Annotated in this window: 18 protein-coding genes; 12 read left to right on the top strand and 6 right to left on the bottom strand. The window is 67.8% G+C overall.

All coding sequences use genetic code 11. The annotated features are described in order from the left end of the window. A partial coding sequence (locus ACY34H_RS22250; protein WP_464979650.1) for an IS1595 family transposase occupies nucleotides 1-381 on the top strand: 381 nt, incomplete at its 5' end. A gap of 169 nt (nucleotides 382-550) precedes the next feature. On the opposite strand, the gene ACY34H_RS22245 is transcribed toward ACY34H_RS22250, so the two are convergent. Beyond that, a complete protein-coding gene (locus ACY34H_RS22245) occupies nucleotides 551-3,430 on the bottom strand; it encodes a TonB-dependent receptor (RefSeq protein ID WP_464979649.1) in 2,880 nt (959 codons plus the stop codon). A 489-nt stretch (nucleotides 3,431-3,919) separates the two neighbouring features. Between ACY34H_RS22245 and ACY34H_RS22240 the strand changes: the two genes are divergently transcribed. The 6 genes from ACY34H_RS22240 to ACY34H_RS22215 all read left to right on the top strand — a co-directional run bounded on the left by ACY34H_RS22240 (nucleotide 3,920) and on the right by ACY34H_RS22215 (nucleotide 12,416). Further along, nucleotides 3,920-4,417: a hypothetical protein gene (locus ACY34H_RS22240; RefSeq protein WP_464979648.1), complete on the top strand. Its 498-nt coding sequence runs from the start codon at nucleotides 3,920-3,922 to the stop codon at nucleotides 4,415-4,417. 97 nt (nucleotides 4,418-4,514) lie between these two features. Further along, a complete protein-coding gene (locus tag ACY34H_RS22235; protein ID WP_464979647.1) occupies nucleotides 4,515-5,726 on the top strand; it encodes an efflux RND transporter periplasmic adaptor subunit in 1,212 nt (403 codons plus the stop codon). A gap of 12 nt (nucleotides 5,727-5,738) precedes the next feature. Beyond that, nucleotides 5,739-8,891: an efflux RND transporter permease subunit gene (locus tag ACY34H_RS22230; protein ID WP_464979646.1), complete on the top strand. Its 3,153-nt coding sequence runs from the start codon at nucleotides 5,739-5,741 to the stop codon at nucleotides 8,889-8,891. Beyond that, nucleotides 8,888-10,345 carry an efflux transporter outer membrane subunit gene (locus ACY34H_RS22225; RefSeq protein ID WP_464979645.1) on the top strand — a complete coding sequence of 486 codons (1,458 nt, stop codon included), beginning with the start codon at nucleotides 8,888-8,890 and terminating at the stop codon, nucleotides 10,343-10,345. The genes ACY34H_RS22230 and ACY34H_RS22225 overlap by 4 nt, the downstream gene beginning before the upstream one ends. Beyond that, entirely contained in the window at nucleotides 10,342-11,022 is a 681-nt protein-coding gene (locus ACY34H_RS22220) for a winged helix-turn-helix domain-containing protein (protein ID WP_464979644.1), read from the top strand. Before ACY34H_RS22225 ends, ACY34H_RS22220 begins: the two co-directional genes overlap by 4 nt. Before the next feature lie 14 nt (nucleotides 11,023-11,036). Further along, a complete protein-coding gene (locus ACY34H_RS22215) occupies nucleotides 11,037-12,416 on the top strand; it encodes a sensor histidine kinase (RefSeq protein ID WP_464979643.1) in 1,380 nt (459 codons plus the stop codon). 5 nt (nucleotides 12,417-12,421) lie between these two features. Here the strand turns inward: ACY34H_RS22215 and ACY34H_RS22210 are convergent, their stop codons facing one another. Then, nucleotides 12,422-13,162: an LrgB family protein gene (locus tag ACY34H_RS22210; RefSeq protein ID WP_464979642.1), complete on the bottom strand. Its 741-nt coding sequence runs from the start codon at nucleotides 13,160-13,162 to the stop codon at nucleotides 12,422-12,424. Then, nucleotides 13,155-13,502, bottom strand: a complete 348-nt coding sequence (locus ACY34H_RS22205) for a CidA/LrgA family protein (RefSeq protein ID WP_464979641.1) — start codon at nucleotides 13,500-13,502, stop codon at nucleotides 13,155-13,157. Before ACY34H_RS22205 ends, ACY34H_RS22210 begins: the two co-directional genes overlap by 8 nt. 124 nt (nucleotides 13,503-13,626) lie before the next feature. Here ACY34H_RS22205 and ACY34H_RS22200 point away from each other — a divergent pair, with 124 nt between their 5' ends. Further along, on the top strand, nucleotides 13,627-14,448 hold the full coding sequence (locus tag ACY34H_RS22200; protein ID WP_464979640.1) for an alpha/beta fold hydrolase: 822 nt from the start codon (nucleotides 13,627-13,629) through the stop codon (nucleotides 14,446-14,448). Between the two features lie 37 nt (nucleotides 14,449-14,485). Next, nucleotides 14,486-15,028 carry a PAS domain-containing protein gene (locus tag ACY34H_RS22195; RefSeq protein WP_464979639.1) on the top strand — a complete coding sequence of 181 codons (543 nt, stop codon included), beginning with the start codon at nucleotides 14,486-14,488 and terminating at the stop codon, nucleotides 15,026-15,028. 28 nt (nucleotides 15,029-15,056) lie between these two features. Here ACY34H_RS22195 and ACY34H_RS22190 read toward each other — a convergent pair whose 3' ends face one another. From ACY34H_RS22190 to ACY34H_RS22180, 3 genes are read right to left on the bottom strand one after another with little or no spacing between them, the layout of a single operon-like run. Continuing rightward, nucleotides 15,057-17,384, bottom strand: coding sequence for a xanthine dehydrogenase family protein molybdopterin-binding subunit (locus tag ACY34H_RS22190; RefSeq protein ID WP_464979638.1), 2,328 nt, complete (start codon nucleotides 17,382-17,384; stop codon nucleotides 15,057-15,059). A 9-nt stretch (nucleotides 17,385-17,393) separates the two neighbouring features. After that, the gene (locus ACY34H_RS22185) at nucleotides 17,394-18,380 is read right to left on the bottom strand and encodes an FAD binding domain-containing protein (RefSeq protein ID WP_464979637.1); all 987 of its coding nucleotides are present in this window, start codon (nucleotides 18,378-18,380) and stop codon (nucleotides 17,394-17,396) included. Continuing rightward, nucleotides 18,377-18,934: a 2Fe-2S iron-sulfur cluster-binding protein gene (locus ACY34H_RS22180; RefSeq protein ID WP_464979636.1), complete on the bottom strand. Its 558-nt coding sequence runs from the start codon at nucleotides 18,932-18,934 to the stop codon at nucleotides 18,377-18,379. Before ACY34H_RS22180 ends, ACY34H_RS22185 begins: the two co-directional genes overlap by 4 nt. A 248-nt stretch (nucleotides 18,935-19,182) precedes the next feature. On the opposite strand from ACY34H_RS22180, the gene ACY34H_RS22175 reads away from it, so the two are divergent. The 3 genes from ACY34H_RS22175 (at nucleotide 19,183) to ACY34H_RS22165 (ending at nucleotide 22,010) form a co-directional block, all read left to right on the top strand. Further along, entirely contained in the window at nucleotides 19,183-19,341 is a 159-nt protein-coding gene (locus ACY34H_RS22175) for a hypothetical protein (RefSeq protein WP_464979635.1), read from the top strand. Between the two features lie 118 nt (nucleotides 19,342-19,459). Then, nucleotides 19,460-21,388, top strand: coding sequence for a metallophosphoesterase family protein (locus ACY34H_RS22170; RefSeq protein WP_464979652.1), 1,929 nt, complete (start codon nucleotides 19,460-19,462; stop codon nucleotides 21,386-21,388). Between the two features lie 22 nt (nucleotides 21,389-21,410). After that, nucleotides 21,411-22,010: a M23 family metallopeptidase gene (locus ACY34H_RS22165; RefSeq protein ID WP_464979634.1), complete on the top strand. Its 600-nt coding sequence runs from the start codon at nucleotides 21,411-21,413 to the stop codon at nucleotides 22,008-22,010. The last annotated feature ends 13 nt before the right edge of the window (nucleotides 22,011-22,023 follow it).

The following is a 22,023-nucleotide window of genomic DNA, read 5'->3' as shown; positions in this document are numbered from 1 at the left end:
CGCGACCGCAACCGGCAAACCTGTGATTTCGTGACCGGCCGCGGCCCGGTCAGCGCAAGCCAGCTGGCGCGGCACCTGCAACCGGTGCTGCTACCGGACGTACTCCTAATCAGCGATGCCGCCATGGCTTACCACGCGTTCGCACGGCAGGCCGGCATTACGCACGAAAGCGTGAACGTCAAGGCCGGCATCCGCGCGCGCGGCGCAATTCATATCCAGAATGTGAACGGATGGCATAGCCGCTTCAAGACATGGCTGCGGCGATTCAACGGCGTCGCCAGCCGCTACCTGGCCAACTACACGGGTTGGCGACGGGTACTCGATGCCGCCGTGCTGACAATGCCCAGGGATTGGCTACGCGTTGCCGTGGCGAAAAATTAGGGGTAGGGCCCGACGCCCCGACAACAGCATATGGGAAAAGTTCCACAACGCTATGCAATGTCGAGCTAACGCGAACAGCGCCACTGAACTGAACCCAAAAAAATGGGCGTTGCGGGTATAACCCGGCAACGCCCATTTTCGCTGGCGGAGTCTTCTTGTTCGCCGGGGCTTACATCTTCCAGCGCAAACCGAACGAGACCGAACGTCCGATCTGGAGGGTACCGAAATTGCTGACCTGCGCGTTACCCGCATTGCCGAAGTGGTAGTACTGCTGCTGCATTTCGTTGGTCAGGTTGACCCCGCTGATATCGACCGACATGTTGTCGTTGATTTTGTAGGAGATCTGCATGTCCAGGCTCTTTTCCGGATGACGCCAGATACCGATCGGATTGGCAAACAGGGCCGCTTCGTTACTGGACAGGAAGCCGGAGCGCCAGACATGGGACAAGCGCGCGCTGACCGGGCCCTTTTCGTAAGCCAGGGTGGCGTTATAGGACTTGTCGGACACGCCGAAGAACGGTGTCTCGAGCTGGGAGACGATGTCGCCGGCTTCATTTGCGGTCGGCACATTCTGCGACGAGCTGAGTCGTGTATAGCTGGCCTGGATGCCCAGACCGTCCAGCAGGCTCGGCAGCCCTTTCGGGAAATAGATCAAGCCCAGTTCGGCGCCCTTGATCGTGCCGTCAGAGGCGTTGACCGGCGAGTTGATGACGTAGTCGTAACCGTTCGTATGGTCGCCGCCCGAGGTCGAGTTGCGGAACGGGTCGTCCGCCGGATCGACGTGCACCTTGCGGCGCAAGTCCACCACCAGACCGTTGATCTTGCGCTTGAACAGCGTGCCGTAGAGCGCGCTGTCTTTCTGGAAATACCATTCGGCCGTCAGATCGAGGTTCTTGGAGCGCGTTGGTTCCAGGTCGGGATTGCCGCCGCTGCCTGAACCATAACCCACTTTCGACACGTCGTCGGCGAGTTGCAGGACAGGATTCAAGGCACCGAAGCCTGGGCGGCGCAGGGTTTCACCGTAGTTCATGCGCACCACCACGTCCTGGACCGGGTCATAGATCAGGGTCATGCTGGGCAGGAGCTTGCTGGCCGACTTGCTGGCACTGGTCGCCGTGACCGCCTTGGTGGTGGCGTCGACCTTGTAGAACGTCATGTCGGTATCGACCTTGACGTAACGCACGCCGAAGTTGCCGCGCAGGCGGCGGCCGAACAGGTCGTTCTGGGTGTTCGCCATCAGGAAGAGGTTGGCCGTCTTTTCATTGACCTTGAACGTCTTCTGCAGGCGCAGCAGGTCCGTCGTCTGGAAATTGCTGTCGGCCGCGTTATAGAGCTTGCGCCACTCGTCGATATTGTCCCGGATGTAATAGGCATTCGGCTCCAGCCACGTGCGCGGAACGTCCGAGATGTCCGTGCCGAAGTCCGAGTTGGTCGAGTAATACGCCGGATCCAGCGTGGCAAGGTTGCGGCCCAGGAAGGCCGATTGCGTCCGGTTGGCCTCCGATGCCTTGCGGTCGTCGAAGCGCAGGCCGAACTGGAGCGTCTGCAGCGCGCCCCAGTCGGCATCGTAGACGCCCGTCAGGTTGGCCGTTGCGGCACTGCCCTTGTTGCGGTTGGCGGTATCGTAGAACTGCGCGACATTCCACTTGGTCGGGTCGGTCAGGTCGGCATTGTTATTGAAACGGAACGCCGTATTGTCGCCGCCGTCATTGAAGTCGACGGTGATGGACGGTGCAGTGCGCTCGATCCGGGTGGCCGTGAATTCCGAGTGGAAGGTGCTGCTTTGGTACGACAGGTCGCCCTCCAGCTTCAGCCTGTCGCCAATGTCCCACTTGCCGTTCAGGGCATAGATGCGGGAATCGGTTGCCGACGTGGTGTAGTCGCCGCTGTTGAAGCCAAAAACGTTGCCGACGGTACGGCTCTTGATGATGTTCGTTCCCGGGAACGTCGTGATCGACCCGGCGGGGTTGCTGCCGAGATCCCCCCACCAGTCGACAAAGCTGAACAGCAACTGGTTGAAGGCCTTGTCACGATAACCGTTGTACATCGATTCGAAGGTATAGACCGAACTGCTGTTCGGTTTCCACTGCAAGGCGATATTGGCGGAAGGACGCTTGCGCTCTCCCTGCAGGTCGGACTGGAAAATGGCGTCGCGCGACAGGTAATATGGATGAGCCTTGCCGTTGAAATCGAGCGTCGAACCCGCTGCCGTTGGCAGGCCGGTGAGGGTACCAGGCGTCCAGATACTGGTGTCGGTAATGCGCTGCAAGGGCGTGTAACCCGCGGGCACTTCGGCGGCATTGGGGCTGGTGAACGGCACCATGGCACCCGGGGTCACGCTTTCGTTGCGGTATTTTGTCCTGGTTTGCGAAAAATTGACCAGGGCACCGACTTCGCCGAAGCCCGTTTGCCAGCGGTTGCTCAACATGGCGCTGAGCTGCGGGTTCGTCTCTTCCGCGGGGTCCAGATAGGTTGCACGCCCCGAAAGCGACACTTTCGGACCCTTGAAATCGAATGGCCGCAGCGACTTGACGTCGACCTGGCCTGCAATGCCGGTTTCCAGCTGGCTGGCGTCGCGCGTCTTGTAGACGTCGATCTGGCGAACCAGGGTCGAAGGAATGTCCTGCAGCGCGACCTGCGTGCCGGACGCGGTAAAGATACTGCGGCCGTTCCAGGTTGTCTGGACGTCGGGCAGGCCACGGATGGACAAGGTGCCGACTTCGCCGCCGGCGCGGTTGGTGACCTGGATCCCCGTCACGCGCTGCAGCGCTTCGACGACATTGTTGTCGGGCAGCTTGCCGATGTCTTCGGCAACGACCGATTCCACCACCTGGTCGCTGGTGCGCTTGATTGCCAGGCTCTTGATCAGCGATGCCTTGACGCCCGTGACGACCACGGTTGGCGTGTCAGCGGGTGCGGTGTTTTCGGCGGCCGCTTGCGCCCACACCGAAGCGCTGCTGACCAGGCCGGCGCCCATCAGCACGGCGACCGACATTTTCATTTTCAAGTTACGGGATGGGCGGACCGCGCCGGTTCCGGTGTGATTCATGCTGCGTCTCCTGTGTTTTACTTGTTATCTGCGCGTTGCTCGGGCAACGTTTTCATGGTGCTGCGAATCCATCTTAGTAAGATGGAAATTCACTATCCAATCAAATCTTTGCGGTTTTCGATACCGAAACGGGTATCAATCAACTGTTGCAGAGGAACCGCATGCCAGCGCCGCATGGGCGGGCTGAACCAGCCCCCCGATTGCCGTCTTTCCGCGTCCGCAAGAGTGAAAACCCCTGCCGTAACGGTGCCGTTCCGGCCACGGCCGGGCGCCCGGAAAGCGCCTGGAAAGACCCGGGCGAGCCCTGCCGGTTGCTGCTGGCCCGGGTAGAAAGAATCGTGCGGATGTGACGATTTCACAACAGGCGGCGGGGGCCATGCCGTACGGCCCGGCCGCGCCGGGCAATAAATTGCGTTGCATTGCCGGGCCAGGCGTTTTACTCTGCCAGGGTGCCTGGACGCGCATGCACACCAGGCGGGAGGCCAGCAAATGAGAGATTCACGCCAGGACACGGCAACGGCGCGCACCATCGATGTCGCGCTGGTCCTGCTGAAGCTGCGCGGTACCGAGGCGGCGATGGAGTTCCTGCGGTCGGCCCATGCCCCAGACGAGCTGATCGGGCGCGTGCTGTCGATGGGCGCCACGCGGGCGTCGATGACGGCGCGGCCGGCCGACCCGTCCCCGGAGGTTGGCCCTCTGCCCGAGGCGCCGAAAGGCCCCGGCTTCTACGATACCTCCGGCCGGCGGCACGACGTGGTGCGCGCGGCGGTGGTGCAGGCGGCCATCGCGCTGAACGGGCAACGCCTGGCCGACCGGGCCGAAAAGATGCTGCGCCGGGAGGCCCTGCCCGATGAGGTCATTGCCCGCGTGCTGGGCCAGGACGACAGCCGGCGCAGGATGCCGTCGGAGCGGCAATCCCATCAAAGCCCCAGCACCAGCACCAGCACCAGCACCAGCGCCAGTGGCGACGCCGGGCGCTCAGATTAACGATAATTAATGATTCGGCCATTCCGCCTTTAGCCGGCAAGCGGCATAGTGCGAGGTTCGAGGATTCCATCGTTAACCCTTGTCACCTGGATCATCCATGCTATTTCCTTTCCGCCCGCGCCGCGCGGGCCCGGCTGCCGCGCGCACCGCATGCACCGTGCTGGGGGCCGCGCTGGCCCTGGCCGGCTGCGGCGCCGACCAGGCACCGAAAGCCGAAGCCGCCGCCCCCGTCGTATCCGCCCTGACCGTCGAGCGAACCGCCGTGCCGCTCGCGCTCGAACTGCCCGGCCGTACGGCACCGTTCCTGCTGGCCGAAGTGCGCGCGCGCGTCGACGGCATCGTGCAGGACCGCCGCTTCGTCGAGGGGGCGGACGTGCGCAAGGGCGACCCGCTGTACCTGATCGATCCGGCCCCGTACCGCGCGGCGCTGGCCAGCGCCCAGGCCACGCTGCAGCGGGCGAAGGCGAACCTGGTCAGCAGCAGCTCGCAGCTGGAGCGTTACAAGGTCCTGATCGGCGGCAACGCCGTCAGCAAGCAGGCCTACGACAACGCCGAGGCGGCGCAATTGCAGGCCGCGGCCGACGTGGCCGCGGCGGAAGCGGCCGTGACCACGGCCCGCATCAACCTGGGCTATACCAGCGTCACTGCGCCGATCGGCGGGCGCAGCAGCGTATCGCAGGTGACGCAGGGCGCGTACGTGCAGGCCGGTTCGGCCACGCTGCTGACGACGATCCAGCAGCTCGACCCGATGTACGTCGACCTGCAGCAGTCGAGCGCGGAAAGCCTGGCGCTGCGGCGCGACATCGCCAGCGGCAGCCTGAAGCTGGAAGGCGCCGGCAAGGCCCGGGTGCGCCTGAAACTGGAGGACGGCAGCACCTACGCGCACGCCGGCACGCTCGAGATCAGCGGCGTGACCGTCGACCGGGATACCGGATCGGTCACGCTGCGCGCGCGCTTCCCGAACCCGGACAGGCTGCTGTTGCCCGGCATGTTCGTGCGCGCCAGCGTCGAACAGGGCGTGCGGCAAGGCGTGGTGCGCGTGCCGGCCACCGCCGTGACGCGCAATCCGCAGGGCGAGGCCACCGTGATGCTGGTCGGCGCCGGCAACAGGACCGAAGTGCGCACCGTGCAGGCCGGCGCGCTGGTCGACGGCCACTGGCTGGTCGAACATGGGCTGAAGGATGGCGAACGCCTGGTCGTCAGCGGTGTGCAGAAACTGCGGCCGGGCATCGTCGTCACGCCGCGTGCCGTGGCCCCGGCCAGGCTGGCCGCGGCGCCCGCCGCCACCGCGCCCGCCGCGGCCCGCTGAGGATGACCGCGCATGGCTAAATTCTTCATCCAGCGGCCCATCTTCGCGATCGTCATCTCGCTGCTGATCATGCTGGTCGGCGGCATCGCGCTGTTCAAGATGCCGGTCGAGCAGTATCCGCCCGTCTCGCCGCCGTCCGTGCAGATCCAGGCCACCTTCCCCGGCGCCTCGGCCGAGACCATGGCCAATACCGTGGTGCAGGTGATCGAGCAGCAGATGACGGCGATCGACAACCTGCTGTACATGACCTCGACCACCGACGATACCGGCCAGTCGACCACCACGCTGACCTTCGCGCCGGGTACCGATCCCGATATCGCCCAGGTGCAGGTGCAGAACAAGCTGCGCTCGGCCGAGCCGCGCCTGCCGACCGAAGTGCAGCAGTCGGGCCTGCGGGTGACGAAGTCGACCAGCGATTTCCTGATGGTGGCGGCCTTTGTTTCCGAAGACGACAGCATGACCAAGTTCGACATCGCCAACTACGTGGCGTCGAACATCCAGGACCCGCTGTCGCGCATTCCCGGCGTGGGCAGCCTGAACGTGTTCGGCACCCAGTACGCGATGCGCATCTGGCTCGACCCCGTCAAGCTGACGAGCTACGCCCTGACCCCGCTCGACGTCAACCGCGCGATCCAGGCCCAGAACGTGCAGATCTCCGGCGGCCAGCTGGGCGGTTCGCCGGCCGTGGCGGGGCAGACGCTGTCGGCGACGATCAACCAGGCCAGCCTGCTGCGCACGCCCGAGGAATTCCGCCGCATCCTGCTGAAGGTGCAGCCCGACGGTTCCAGCGTGCGCATCGGCGACGTGGCGCGCGTGGCCCTGGGCCCGGAAAACTACAATGTCGACGTGCGCTACAGCGGCAAGTCCGCCTCCGGCGTGGGTATCCAGCTGGCGCCCAATGCCAACGCGCTGACCACCGCCGACGCGGTGCGTGCCCGTCTCGACGAACTGAAGGCCTTCTTCCCGCCCGGCCTGGTGGTGGTCTACCCGAACGACGTGACGCCGTTCATCGAGGTGTCGATCCACGAAGTGGTGGTCACCCTGTTCGAGGGCATCGCACTGGTGTTCCTCGTCATGTACCTGTTCCTGCAGAACTTCCGCGCCACGCTGATCCCGTCGATCACCGTGCCGGTGGTGCTGCTCGGTACTTTCGGCATCATGTCGGCGCTGGGGTTTACCGTCAACACGCTGTCGATGTTCGGCCTGGTGCTGGCCATCGGCCTGCTGGTCGACGATGCCATCGTGGTGGTGGAAAACGTCGAGCGCGTGATGCACGAGGAAGGCCTGGAGCCGTATGAAGCCACGGAGAAGGCAATGAGCCAGATCACCAGCGCGCTGGTCGGCGTGGCCCTGGTGATCTCGGCCGTCTTCGTGCCGGTGGCATTCTCCAGTGGCACGGTGGGCGCGATCTACCGCGAGTTCTCGCTGACCGTGGTCGCATCGATGCTGCTGTCGGTCTTCATCGCCCTGACGCTGACGCCGGCGCTGTGCGCGACGATGCTGAAACGGCCGGACCCGGATCACTATGAAAAGCGCGGCTTCTTCGGCTGGTTCAACCGCAGCTTCGACGCCAGCCGCGACCGCTACCTGGGCGGCGTGGCCGCCATCGTGCGGCGGCGCGGCGTCTGGATGGCGCTGTACGTGGTGCTGATCGGCGTGGTCGCGCTGCTGTTCCTGCGCCTGCCCGGCGGCTTCCTGCCGCGCGAGGACCAGGGCTACATGTTCGTGCAGGTGCAGACACCGGCCGGCAGCACGCTGGAAAGCACGGGCAAGGTGCTGGAGGAAATCAACCAGTACCTGCTCAACGACGAGAAGGCGATGGTCGATTCCACCTTCATGACGAACGGCGCCAGCCAGCCGAACCGGGGCCAGAACCAGGGCCGCCTGTTCGTGCGCCTGAAGCCGTGGGACGAACGCACCAGCGACGAGCTCTCGGTGGGCGCGCTGAGCAGCCGCATCGCGGCCCGCTACGGCAGCTACCAGGGCGCCCAGGTGACGCCGGTGGAACCGCCGCCGATCCGCGGCCTGGGCTCGGCCACCGGCTTCTCGCTGCAGCTGCAGGACCGCGGCGGCGCCGGCCATGCGGCGCTGGCGCAGGCGCGCGACCAGTTGCTCGAACTGGCGAAGAACGAGCCGGCGCTGGCGCGGGTGCGCTTCACCGGCCAGGCCGACAACGCTACCTACAAGATCGACATCGACCGCGAAAAGGCGGCCGCGCTGGGCGTCAACCTCGCCGATGTGGACCAGACCTTCTCCACCGCCTGGGGCGCGCGCTACATCAACAACTTCTTCGATACCGACAACCGGATCAAGCGCGTGTATGTGCAGGCCGATGCCCAATTCCGCATGAACCCGGACGATATCCGCTACCTGCACGTGCGCAACGCGGCCGGCACCATGGTGCCCTTCTCCGCCTTCGCCAGCGCGCGCTGGGCATGGGGCGCGCCGGCCGTGCAGCGCTACAACGGCATCGCCTCGGCCGAGATCCTCGGCCAGCCGGCGCCGGGCCACAGTACCGGCGAAGCCATGAAGATTATGGACCGCCTGGTGAAGGAACTGCCGGACGGCATCGGCTACGAATGGAGCGGCATCTCGCTGCAGGAATCGCAGGCCGGCGCCCAGGCGCCGCTGCTGTACGCGCTGTCGATCCTGGTCGTGTTCCTGTGCCTGGCCGCGCTGTACGAAAGCTGGGCCATTCCGGTCTCCGTGATCATGGTGGTGCCGATCGGCGTGCTGGGCGCGCTGTCCGCGGCCACGCTGTTCGGCCTGGAAAACGACGTGTTCTTCCAGGTCGGCCTGCTGACGACGATCGGCCTGTCGGCCAAGAACGCGATCCTGATCGTGGAATTCGCCCGCGAGCTGCAGCTCGAAGGCAAGGGCGTGCTGGAAGCGGCGATGGAAGCGGCCAAGCTGCGCCTGCGCCCGATCCTAATGACGTCGATGGCGTTCGTGCTCGGCGTGCTGCCGCTGGCGCTTGCCAGCGGCGCCGGCGCCGCCAGCCAGAACGCGCTGGGTATCGGCGTGATCGGCGGCATGCTGACGGCCACCTTCCTGGCCACGTTCATGATCCCGCTGTTCTTCGTTCTCATCGCCGGCAAGATCAGGGAAAGCCGGCGCACGCACAAGCCCGCGGCGGCCATCGCCGGCCAGGAGGTCAACCGATGAAACGATTCGCCATCCTCTCCTCCATCGCCTCCATGGCCGCGCTGGCCTCCGGCTGCGCCCTGCAGCCGGCCTACGAACGGCCGGCCGCCGCGGCACCGGCCGCCTACCCGAGCGGCCCGGCCTATGCCGCCACGGGCGTACCCGGCACCACCCCGGCGGCCGACACCGGCTGGCAGGATTTCCTCGTCGATGCCCGCCTGCGCCAGCTGGTCGGCATCGCGCTGGCCAACAACCAGGACCTGCGCATCGCGCTGCTGCGCGTGTCCCAGGCACGCAGCGCGCTGCAACTGCAGCGCAGCGCCGCCCTGCCCCAGGCCGGCGTGGAAGCTTCCGGCACGCGCGGCAGGAGCACCGCCACGGGCAACACCGTCCACAGCAACTTCGCCGGCCTCACGGCAGCCTGGGAAGTCGACCTGTTCGGCCGCCTGCAAAGCCTGACGGACGCGGCCCGCGAACAGTACCTGGCCAGCGCCCACGGCCGGCAGGCCGCGCACATCCTGCTGGTGGCCCAGGTGGCCGAGCAGTATCTCGCCATGCTGGCCTACCAGGAGCAACTGGCGGTGACCGAGGAAACGCTGGCGGCGGCGCGCGAGTCGTACCGCATCGTCAAGCTGCAGTTCGATACGGGCACGGTTTCCGAGCTCGATGAAACACTGGCGCGCACCACTGTCGAACAGGCGCTGGCGAACCACGCGGCCCAGCAGCGGCTGCGCGCCCAGGCGGAGAACGCCCTGGTACTGCTGCTCGGCGCGCCGCGGCCGCCGGACACCGCGCCGGACACGCCGCTCGACCGGCAGCCGCTGCTGGCCACGCAGTTTGCCGACATTCCCGCCGGCCTGCCTTCCGAGCTGCTGCTGCGCCGGCCGGACGTGCTGCAGGCCGAGGCGCTGCTGCGTGCGCAATACGCCAACATCGGCGCGGCCCGCGCCGCGTTCTTCCCGAACATCCAGCTGACCGCCAGCGCCGGTACCGCCAGCGCCGCGCTGGGCAATCTGTTCGAGGCCGGCACCGGCGTGTGGTCGTTCGCGCCCAGCCTGGTGCTGCCGCTGTTCGACGGCGGTGCGCGCCAGGCCAATCTCGACAGCGCGCGCATCGCCCGCGACATCGGCGTGGCGCAATACCGCCAGGCCGTGCAGGTGGCGTTCCGCGAAGTGGCCGATGGCCTGGCGGCGCGCGGCACCTACGAGTCCGAACTGGCCGCGCGCCAGGGCGACGTGGCGGCCCAGCAGCGCCGCCTGGAACTGGCCGAACTGCTGTATTCCAGCGGCGCCGGCGATTACCTCGGCGTGCTGACGGCGAAGACCGACCTGTACAACGCGCGTGTCTCGCTGATCGCCGCCCGGCAGAACCAGCTTGCCGCGCTGGTGGGCCTGTACCGCGCGCTGGGCGGCGGATGGATCGAACACACCGGCGACGCCCCCGCGCCCGCCGATGCCGGCCTGGCGGCGCCATGAAACTGCTGCTCGTCGAAGACAACGAGCGCGTTGCCCGCTTCGTCAGGAAGGGCCTGACGGAAGCGGGCCACACGGTCGATCATGCCGACAACGGCCGCGACGGCATGTACCACGCCGTCAGCGAGCCGTATGACGCGATCGTGATGGATCGCATGCTGCCGGGCGGGATCGACGGCCTGGCCATCGTCGAGGCGTTGCGCCAGGGCGGCAACCGCGTGCCGATCCTGATCCTGTCGGCGCTCGATGGCGTGGACGACCGCATCCACGGCCTGAAAAGCGGCGGCGACGATTACCTGGTCAAGCCGTTCGCATTCGGCGAACTGCTGGCCCGCCTCGATGCCCTGCTGCGCCGCGCCCAGCACCAGCCGGTGGAAACGACGCTCGCACTGGGCGACCTGCACATGGACATGCTGGCCCACAAGGTCACCCGCGCCGGCAAGCCCGTGGCCCTGCAGCCGCGCGAGTTCAAGCTGCTGGCCTACCTGATGCGCCACGCGCACCAGGTGGTCACGCGCACGATGCTGCTGGAAAACGTGTGGGACTACCACTTCGACCCGCAGACCAACGTGATCGACGTCCATATCAGCAAGCTGCGCCAGAAGATCGACGCCGGCTTCGGCAAGCCGCTGCTGCGCACCGTGCGCAACGCCGGCTACATGCTGACCGACCAGCCTTGACCGCGGGGACACGCTTGCGACTTCCCGGCTTTTCCGCCCGCACGATCGCCATCGGCTACGCATTCGTCAGCCTGCTGGTGCTGGCGATGTTCGCCGGCCCGCTGTGGTACGCCTGGCATACCAATATCCAGAAGGTGCGCACCGAACTGATCGCCTCCGATTCCCAGCGCCTCGCCAACCTGTTCAAGCGCGGCGGGCCGTTCGCGCTGACCACCGCCATCGACAGCCAGGTGGCCGGCACCAACGACGGCGTGCGCAAGATCTTCCTGTTCGTGGCGCCGAACGGCGTGAAGCTGGCCGGCAACCTGCCGGCCTGGCCCGAAGGCCTGCCGGACCGGGACGGCGTGAGCTCGGCCACCATCCGCGTCGACGGGGTGCCGCGCCGGATCGAACTGTCACAGGTCACGCTGGACGGCGGCTACCGCCTGCTGATCGCCAGTAACCTGAACCGCTTCGACGAGCTGGAGCGCCTGTTCGTCTGGGGCCTGCTCGGCTGCGGTGCCACCGTGCTGGTCGGCGCCGCGCTGGGCGGCGTGCTGATCCGGCGCGCGCTGCTGACCCGCGTGCAAGGGATCAGCCAGACCACTGCCGCGATCATCGAAGGCAAGCTGTCGCGCCGCCTCGCCGAACCGCGGGACGGCGACGAACTGCAACTGCTGACCCGCACCGTCAACCGCATGCTGGACCAGATCGAACACCTGGTGACCGGTGTGCAGGACGTGTCGAACGCCATCGCGCACGACCTGCGCACGCCGCTTTCCGAGCTGCGCGCGCGGCTCGAGGAATTGTCGGTGACGCGGCCGAACGAGGAAGAAACGTTTGCCGAGATCGATGCGGCGATCAGCGATGTCGACCGCGTGATGACCATCTTCAATGCGCTGCTGCGCCTGGCCGAGATCGACAGCGGCAGCCGGCGCAACGGCTTCGTGCGGGTCGACGTGACGAACCTGGCGGCCGAGGTAGCTGAATTCTACGCACCGGTGGCGGAATTGAGGAATATCGCCCTGGCGTTCGCGCCGCGCGGCGCACTGTGCGCCACCGGCGACCCGGTGCTGCTGGCGCAGGCGCTCGGCAACCTGGTCGAGAACGCGCTGAAGTATGCGCCGGAAGGCGGCGTGATCGCCATCTCGGTGCACCGGCCGCAGCGCGACATGCTGGAGATCGTCGTCGCCGACAATGGCCCCGGCATCACGGCCGACGAGCGGCCGCGCGTGGTCGAACGCTTCTACCGGGGCGACATCAGCCGCGGCACGCCGGGCGTCGGCCTCGGCCTGTCCGTGGTGTCGGCAGTGGCGCGGCTGCATGGCGGCACGCTGCTGCTGTCCGACAACCGGCCGGGATTGCGGGCGACCTTGCAGGTGGCGGTCAGCCCGGCGGGCGGTACGCAGGCTTAGCGCGACTAAACGCCCAGCCAGCGCAGCACCAGCGGGATCAGCCCCGGCGCCAGCAGCGCCGTCACCACCCCGTTCAGGCCCATGCCCAGCCCGGCGAACGCGCCCATCTCGGCGCTGACCTGGAATGCCCGCGCGGTGCCGATGCCGTGCGAGGCCACGCCCAGCGCGAAGCCGCGCACCTCGTGCGAGTGGATCTTCATCCAGCCGAACAGGAAGCGCGCCGTGACGGCGCCGAAGATGCCGGTGCCGATCACCAGCACGGCCGTCAGCGACGGCAGGCCGCCCAGCCGTTCCGAAACGGCCATGGCGATCGGCGTGGTGGCCGATTTCGGGCCGATCGAACGGGCCAGCTCCACGGAACCGCCCAGCGCGACGACGATGCCCACCGCGGAGGCGATGGCCGTGACGGAACCGCACAGCAGCGCGAGCATCACCGGCAGGAATGCGCGGCGCAGCCGCGGCAACTGCCTCACCAGCGGCACGGCCAGCGCGACGGTGGCCGGCCCGAGCAGGAAATGCACGAACTGGGCACCGGCGAAATAGCGTTCATAGCTCATGCCGGACAGCCACAGCACCGCGCAGACCAGGGCGATGGCGATCGCCACCGGGTTGGCCAGCGGCGAGAATTTGCAACGGGCGTAGATGGCTTGCGCCACGGCGTAGGCGCACAGCGTCAGCGTCAATCCCAGTAGCGGCGAGGCGCTCAGGTAAACCCAGAACGAGCGCAGGTCGGTCAGCTCAGGCATCGGGATCCTTCGGGCTCGCGGCGCGCAGCACCAGCGCCGTCACGGCCAGGGTCAGCAAGGTGCTGCCCATCAGGCCGGCCAGCAGCGCCAGCCAGTGCCCGCTGCTGCTCGACGCCGCCGCCACAATGCCGACGCCGGCCGGCACGAACAGCAGCGACAGGTGCCGCAGCAGCTCGTTGGCATCGGCCTCGATCCGCTGTTGCAGCGCCGGCGCCGCCACCAGGGCGGCAAACAGCAGCAGCATGCCGGCAACCGGGCCGGGAACCGGCAGGCGCAGCACGTAGACGACGCCCTCTCCCAGGCACTGGAACAGCAGCAGGATGGTAAAACTGACGAGCATGGGATTCCTTTCGTTGTCATGGCCGGTGCCGGACGGTGTGCGCGCATGCATGCACCGGCGCGCGGCATTTTCCGCATAGTTTACCTATACTGATGGCCAAACCACTGTTCGAGGCGGTCGCGACATGGCAACGAGCATCCGGCAGCGCAACAATGTCAAGGCCTGGGGCAGCGGTACCACCACACTGCTGTTCGCGCACGGCTTCGGCTGCGACCAGTCGATGTGGCGCTTCCTGCTGCCGGCCCTCGGCAATCGCTACCGTATCGTGGTCTTCGACGCGGTCGGCAGCGGCGCCTCCGACTGGGGTGCCTACGATCGCGGCAAGTACGGCTCGCTGCACGGCTATGCGCAGGATGTGCTGGAGATTGCCGACGAGTTCGCCGAAGGCTTCGCGGACCGGTCACTGGTCTTCGTCGGCCACTCGGTCGCGTCGATGGTCGGGCTGCTGGCGACGATCCGGCAACCGGGCCGCTTTGCCGCCCAGGTGATGATCAGTCCGTCGCCGTGCTACCTGAACGATGGCGGCTACCGCGGCGGCTTTTCGCTGGACGACATCGAGGACATGCTGCAGACGCTGGCGGACAATTACGAGGGCTGGGCGCGCGCCATGGCACCCGTGATCATGGGGGCGCCGTCCCAGCCCCAACTCGGCAGCGAGCTGGTCGACAGTTTCTGCCGCGCCGATCCGGCGATCGCGGCGCACTTCGCCCGCGTGACGTTTCTTTCCGATCACCGTGCCGACCTGGCGCAGTCGGCCACGCCGGCCCTGATCCTGCAATGCACCGACGACCTGATCGCACCGTGCGCCGTGGGCGAGTACACGCACCATGCGCTGGCCGGCAGCGAACTGTGCCTGATCGACAATATCGGCCATTGCCCCCACATGAGCGCGCCGCGGGCATGCGCCGACGCGATCGCGGCTTTCCTGCCGCGCCTCGCCGGTTGAAGCCATGGCCGGGCCGAAGGACTCAGCGGCGCAGGGAATGCCACGCTTGCCGGCGTCGGAAGACCTGTTCGAGCACGCCCCCTGCGCGCTCCTGCTCACCGATCCGGACGGCAGGATCCTGCGCGTGAACCGTGCCTGCGTGGCCTGGCTGGGGTATCCGCTGCGCGAGCTGACGGGCGGCATGCGGCTGCAGGAACTGCTCAGCATCGGCAGCGGCGTGCTGTACCAGTCGCACTGCGAGCCGCTGCTGCGCCTGCAGAACGCGGCCGGCGATGTCCAGATCGATCTCGTGCGGCGCGACGGCACGCGCGTGCCGGCATTGCTCAACGCCGCCCGGCACCGCTTCGATGCCGGCGAGCTGGACTTGCTGGCCATCGTCGCGGGCAGCGATCGCCGCGCCTTCGAACGCGAATTGCAGCGCACGCGTGCCGAACTCATGGCGGCGCAGGCGGCCAGGGAGGACCTGACGAAGCAGCTGCGCGCTGCCATTGCCGAGCTGGCTGCCGCCGCACGCCGCCGCGACGGCCAGGATAGCCAGGATGGCCGCGGCAGCCGCGACAGCGCGCCGCCGGACGGCTGAGCGCGGCCCGGACGGCGCGGCCGCGGCTTCAGGTCAACAGCTTGTCCAGCGTGACCGGCAAGTCGCGCACCCGGGTGCCACAGGCGTTGTAGATGGCGTTGACGACCGCGGCGGCGGTGCCGGTGATGCCGATCTCGCCGATGCCGCGCGCGCCGGCCGGGGCATGCGGATCGGGGATATCGGTCCACATCACGTCGATGCGCGGCACGTCCAGGTGGGCCGGCACGTGGTAATCCCACAGGCTGGGGTTCATCACGCGGCCGTTGCGCTCGTCGAAGAGCGTTTCTTCCATCAGCGCCATGCCCATCCCCATGATCATGCCGCCGCGGAACTGGCTGCTTGCCGTTTTCGCGTTCAGGATGCGGCCGCAGTCGAAGGAACCCAGCAGGCGCGTCACGCGCGGTTCGCCGGTGACCGCGTTGACCCGCGCCTCGCAGAAGATCGCGCCGGTGGAGTGCATCGACCAGTGCTGGGTTTCCAGCGGCGGCGGCGCCTGGCCTTCTACCTGCAGTGCGTCGCGGCCGGCGCGCGCCAGCAGTTCCGCGTAGCTGGCATGGCGCAGCGGATCACCCGCCTTGCACAGACCGCTCGCATGGTCGCGCAGGTGGCCGCGCACTTCGTCGAAGTGCAGGCCGTCCAGCGGCGTGCCGGCGCCGCCCAGGCGCAGCAGGTCGGTAAACAGCGCGCGCAGCGCGGCGATGACGGCGCGGCCGATCGAAGCCGTCTGCTGCGAACCACCGGCCAGCACCATGCCGGGAAACGCCGAGTCGCCGTAGGACACCGTCACGTTCTGCAGCGGTACGCCGAGGCGGGCCGCTACCACCTGTGCCTGCACGGTGGCCGTGCCCATGCCCATCTCGTGCGCGGCCACTTCGACGTGGACACGGGATTCCCGCGTCAGCGTGATGCGCGCCGCGCCACCCGGCATGCGGTAGTACGGATAGGTGGCGGTCGCGCACCCCATGCCGACCAGCCATTCGCCTTCGCGCCGCATGCGGGGCCTGGCATGGCGAGCGCTCCAGCCGAAGCGCTCGGCGCCCTTCTCGTAAGCCTCGACCAGGTGGCGCGATGAAAACGGCGAGCCCTTGGTCGGGTCCTTGTCCGGCTCGTTGATGCGGCGCAGGTCGATGGGGTCGACATTCATCTTTTCGGCCAGTTCGTCGATCGCGCATTCCAGCGCGAAGGAACCCACCGATTCGCCCGGCGCGCGCATGAAAGTGTTGGCCAGCATGTCCATCTTCGCGGCCTGCACGTCGAGCCTGAAACTGCCGGCCGCGTACAGCGAACGGGCCGGCATGATGAATGGCTCCGGCATGTTGTTATGCGCCGTCATCACGGCCATGCCGGTGTGGATCAGCGCCGCGAACCGGCCGTCGTCGCCGGCGCCGATCGCGACGCGCTGCTCGGTCAGCGTGCGGCCGCCCACGCCGCGGTAGACGCCCTCGCGCGACAGCACGATGCGCACCGGGCGCCTGGCCAGTTTCGCCGCCGCGGCGGCCAGCACCTGGTGCTGCCACAGCGTCTTGCCGCCGAAGCCGCCGCCGACGAACGGCGACGTCACGCGGACCTGGCTTTCCTTCAGCCCGAACACCTGGGCCAGCGACCATGCGGTGTGCGCCACGGCCTGGGTGGCATCGTGGATGCGCAGTTCGTCGCCGTGCCAGGCCACCGTGGCGGCATGCAGTTCGATGGCATTGTGGTTCAGCCGCGGCGTGCGGTAGACGGCATCGACGCGGTGCGGCGACGCCGCCAGCGCGGCTTCCGCATCGCCGATCTCCACGCTCTGCGGCTCGCCCTGGAACGCGGTGACTTCCAGCCCCCGGGCCTTCGCGGCCGCCACCGACGTCACCGCGGCTTCCACCTGGTACGTGACGCGCACCAGCGCCGCCGCATGGTCGGCCTGTTCCTGCGTTTCCGCCAGCACCACCGCGACCGGCTGGCCATTCCAGTGCACGGAACCGTCCTGCAGCACCGGAAGATTGTCGCCCCCCGCCGCTTTCGGCTTGCTGAGGAACATCGGCACCGGCTTCATGCGCGGCGCGTTCTCGTGCGTCATCACCAGCACCACGCCGGGCGCCGCCTCGGCCGCCGCGGTATCGAGCGTGGCGACGCGCCCTTTCGGGATCGTGCTGTGGACCAGCGCCGCGTACAGCATGCCGTCGAGCGCGAATTCGGCCGCGAAAGGCGCCGCGCCGCGCACCTTCACCGCGCCGTCGACGCGCGATACCGGCGCGCCGATCAGTTCATGCCCGTCGGCGATCAGCGTATCCGGGATGCCGCCGGGGATGAACGCGTCGGGCGCCACCTCGACCGCCTTCTGCATCGCCGTCTGCACGGCCTTCTGAAGAATGCTCATCGCAGCTCCTTACGATCGGGTATCGACGAGACCGGCCAGCACGGCCACGATGGCGCGGCGGGACAGGTCGATCTTAAAAGCGTTGTCGCGCAGCGGGCGCGCGTCGGCCAGTTCCGCCGCCGCGGCGGCGGCGAACAGTTCCTCGGTGGCGGGCCGGCCCTTCAGCATGCGCTCGGCAGTCCACGCGCGCCACGGCTTGTGGGCCACGCCGCCCAGCGCCAGCCGCACGTCGCGCACGATGCCGTCATGCACGTCGAGCGCGGCGGCCACGGACACCAGCGCGAACGCATAGCTGGCCCGGTCGCGCACCTTGCGGTAGCCGGAGCGCGCGGCGAAGGACAGTGCCGGCACTTCGATGGCGGTCACCAGTTCGCCGGGCTGCAGCACGGTTTCACGTTCCGGATGGTCTTCCGGCAGCAGGTGGAACTCCGTCAGCGGCACCGTGCGGCTGCCGGCCGTCCCCTGCAGGTGGACGATCGCATCCAGCGCCGCCAGCGCCACGCACATGTCCGACGGATGGGTGGCCACGCAATGGCCGGACGCGCCGAGGATCGCGTGCATGCGGTTGAAACCGTCGAGCGCGTCGCAGCCCTGCCCCGGTTCGCGCTTGTTGCAGCGCGAACCGTCGCTGTCGTAGAAATAGGCACAGCGCGTGCGTTGCAGCAGGTTGCCGCCCACGGTCGCCATGTTGCGGATCTGCGGCGAGGCGCCCGCGCTGATCGCCCGCGTCAGCAGCGGAAAGCGCGCGCGCACGGCGCGGTGCTCGGCCAGGGCCGTGTTGGTGGCGGCCGCGCCGATCAGCAGGCTGCCGTCGGGCCGCTCGTCGATCACATCGGACAGGCCGGTGACGTCGACCAGCGTGGCCGGGTGCTCGATGGTCTCGCGCATCAGGTCGACGAGGTTGGTGCCGCCGCCCAGGTAGCGGGTGCCGGGCACGGTCCCATGTGCCACCGCGTCGGCTGCGTCGATGGCGCGGGCAAATGTAAACGGTGTCATCGCGGCTCCTTCGCGCCAGTTCCGGCCACGGTGTCCGCAATGGCGTCGACGATGCCGTTATAGGCGCCGCAGCGGCACAGGTTGCCGCTCATCCGTTCGCGCACCTCGTCGTGGCTGAACTCCACGCTGCCGGCCGCCAGGTTGGCGGTCACGTAGCTGGGCACGCCCCGCCTGACCTCGGCCGCCATGCCCAGCGCGGAACACAGCTGGCCCGGCGTGCAGTAGCCGCACTGGAAGCCGTCGTGCTCGATGAAGGCCTGCTGCAGCGGGTGCAGCGCGTCGCCGGCGGCCAGGCCTTCCACCGAGGTGACGGCGCGGCCCTGGTACTGCACCGCGAGCGCGAGGCAGGACAGGATGCGGCGCTCGCCGTCGACCAGCACGGTGCAGGCGCCGCAGGCACCCTGGTCGCAACCCTTCTTGGTGCCGGTCAGGTGCAGGTGATCGCGCAGCAGGTCGAGCAGCGATACGCGCGGGTCGGACGGCAGCGGTACCCGGGTGCCGTTGACGGTGATGGTGGGTGGGACGAGAGTCGAGACTGCGGTGGCGGCTGGCATCGGCGATTCCTTTCGGCTGGCGGTGGGAAGGACCGGTGCGGGAACAGCCGGTCATCGATGGACAGCTACCGAGTGTAGTACCGCGAAAACGTTTGCGGCGCCACGCTGGGATGGGGTAACGCAGCCGGGCCGGCCTGCGGTGCGACGGCCGCGGTGCGGAAAGCGTTGCAGGAAAACAGAAATTTGTTGCAGAATCGCATTTCCTGCCCCGACCGGCCCGCTTTGCTTGATAAAGGCCTGAAATATCGATGAAAAAGACATGGCAACAGCTGGTGAAGGAATCGTTCACCAAGACCCTCGAAGAGCGTCATGCGGAGGCGACCAGGAATCAACGTCTGGTTCATCGGCTCATGGTGGCTGTCGTCTTCGCCGTCATCGTGGCGGCATGGCTGGGTTGGCTGTCCTGACAGGCGCCCGAACCGTCGCGCGTGTCTGCTACACTGGTCTGTTGATCCATCCAGATAACGCACTCAATTGATCCAGACTCCCGCCCCCGAGGGCCTGCCGCCCGTACTTGCCGGCCCCATGCTGCGCCGCCTCGAGCCGGACCGCCTGGTACTGTGGCTGGTCGGCAGCGCGCCGCTCGACCTGACGCTGGTGCTGGCGCCCAGGGAAGGCACGCCGCAGCGCCTGCCGCTGGATGCACGCCACTGCCGCGTGACGCGCGTCGGCCGCCACGCCTGCGTGCATCATATCGATGTCGCGCTGGACGAGCCGCTGCCGCAGGACGCGCTCATCGAATACGACCTGCTGGTCGCCCAGGGCGACGGCAACGAAGCCGGCATCGCGCATTGGGCGCCGCACCTGCTGCATGCCGGCGCGGCGCGGCCGGACCTGGTGCTGCGCAGCCGCAGCGACAATATCCTGTTCGGCTCCTGCCGCAAGCCGCACCATCCGGCGCCCGATGGCCTGGTGCGTGCCGACGCCTTGCTGGCCGATTGCATCGAGCGGGCCGAGGAGCGGCCCGCCATGCTGATGCTGTGCGGCGACCAGGTGTATATCGACGACGTGGCGGGCCCGATGCTGGCGGCGATCCATGCGCTGATCCGGCGCCTGGGCCTGTATGCCGAATGCCTGGAAGGCGCGGATGTCGCCGACAGCGAGGCGCTGTACCGGCATCCGGCCAGCTACTACCGGCGCGAAGAGCTGCTGCCTGCCGCCAACGCCAATGAAGCGCTGCGCGACCGCTTCTTCGGCGGCAAGGAGAAGCCGATCTTCACCACGGCCAACGCGCACAACCACCTGATGACGCTGTCCGAGATGATCGCCATGTACCTGCTGGCGTGGTCGCCCGTGCCATGGCGGCTGGTGGCGGATGCGCCGGCGCCCGCGCTGGATCCGGCCTATGCGGAGCGCTGGCAGCGCGAGTCGGCGGTGCTGGCGGGCTTCTGCGGCGGCTTGCCGCAGGCCGCGCGGCTGATGGCGCATGTGCAGACCCTGATGATCTTCGACGACCATGACGTCACCGACGACTGGAACCTGTCGGCCAAGTGGGAAGCCGCCGCCTACGGGCATCCGTTCTCGCGCCGCATCGTCGGCAACGCGCTGACGGCGTACATGCTGTGCCAGGGCTGGGGCAACCGTCCCGATGTGTTCACGACGCTGCTCGACGACATGGCGGCGCTGGCCGCGACGGCCGACGCCGACAACAGACTGGACATGCCGGTACAGGACGCGCTGATCGAGCGCCTGCTGTCCTTCCGCCAGTGGGATTTTGTGGTCCGCACCAAGCCCACCGTCATCGTGCTCGACACCCGCACCCGGCGCTGGCGCAACCGGCGCCGGCCCGGCCATCCGTCGGGCCTGATGGATTGGGAAGCACTGACCGAGCTGCAGCACGAGCTGCTTGACGAAACGTCCGCCGTCATCGTCTCGGCGGCGCCCATGTTCGGGGTCAAGTTGATCGAGGTGGTACAGCGGATCGCCACCTTCGTCGGCCAGGCCCTGATCGTCGACGCCGAAAACTGGATGGCGCATCGTGGCGCCGCCAGCAGCATGATCAATATCTTCCGCCATTCGCGCACGCCGGGCAATTACGTGATCCTGTCGGGCGATGTGCACTATTCGTTCGCCTACGATGTCGAGGTGCGCGAATCGGACGACGTGCCGCATATCTGGCAGATCACCAGCAGCGGCATCAAGAATGAATTTCCGCCGGACCTGCTCAACTGGCTCGATCGCCTCAACCGCTGGCTGTATTCGCCGCGCTCGCCGCTGAACTGGTTCACCCAGCGCCGCGATCTCGCCATCACGCCACGCCTGCCCGACGCGCGCCACCATGGCGAGCGCGTCTGGAACGGCGCCGGCATCGGCCAGGTGTGGCTCGACGCGCAGGGACGGCCCGTGCGCATCGTGCAGCACAACGCCGATGGCCGGCCGTCGACCCGGTTCCTGCCGCCAAAGCGGGAAGCTTCCGTCGCCGCGGCTGCCGAGCGGCGCCTGAGCGAACACTGATCCCCGGCCAGGCGGCACCGGCATGCGAACGTTTCTCAAAGTCCTGCTGGCCGCCATCATCCTTGTGCTGGGCTGGGATTTCCTGAGACCCGCCATCGAACGGGCCCTGTATCCGGTGCGCCTGATGGCGATGCCGAAGCCGCAGGTGCTGCCGGTACCGGTCGAGGGCGTGCGGGTGCGGGCGCTGCGCGACACCTGGGGCGCGGCGCGCAGCGCGGGCCGCCGGCACGAAGGCATCGATATCTTCGCCCGGCGCGGCACGCCCGTGCTGTCGAGTACCGAAGGCATCGTCACGCAGGTCGGCACCAACCGCCTCGGCGGCCTGGTGGTGTGGGTGATGGGACCGGGAGGCCAGCGCCACTACTACGCCCACCTCGACCGTTATGCGGACGTCGAAGCGGGCATGCGCATCCAGGCTGGCCGCGTGCTGGGCTACGTCGGCAATACCGGCAATGCGCAAGGCACGCCGCCGCACCTGCACTACGGCGTCTACGATAGCGGTGGCGCGATCAATCCCTACCCGCTGCTGCGCTGCGAGCCTGCCGCTGCAACGGCGGCGACGATGGAGGCTTCGCCCCATGACCCGGAATGCCAGCGGTTGCGCGAGGGCCCGGTTTCCTAGACAGACACCAGCA

The organism is Pseudoduganella sp. jia 9 (assembly GCF_055502615.1).
This window is presented reverse-complemented; position numbering and strand designations above follow the sequence as displayed.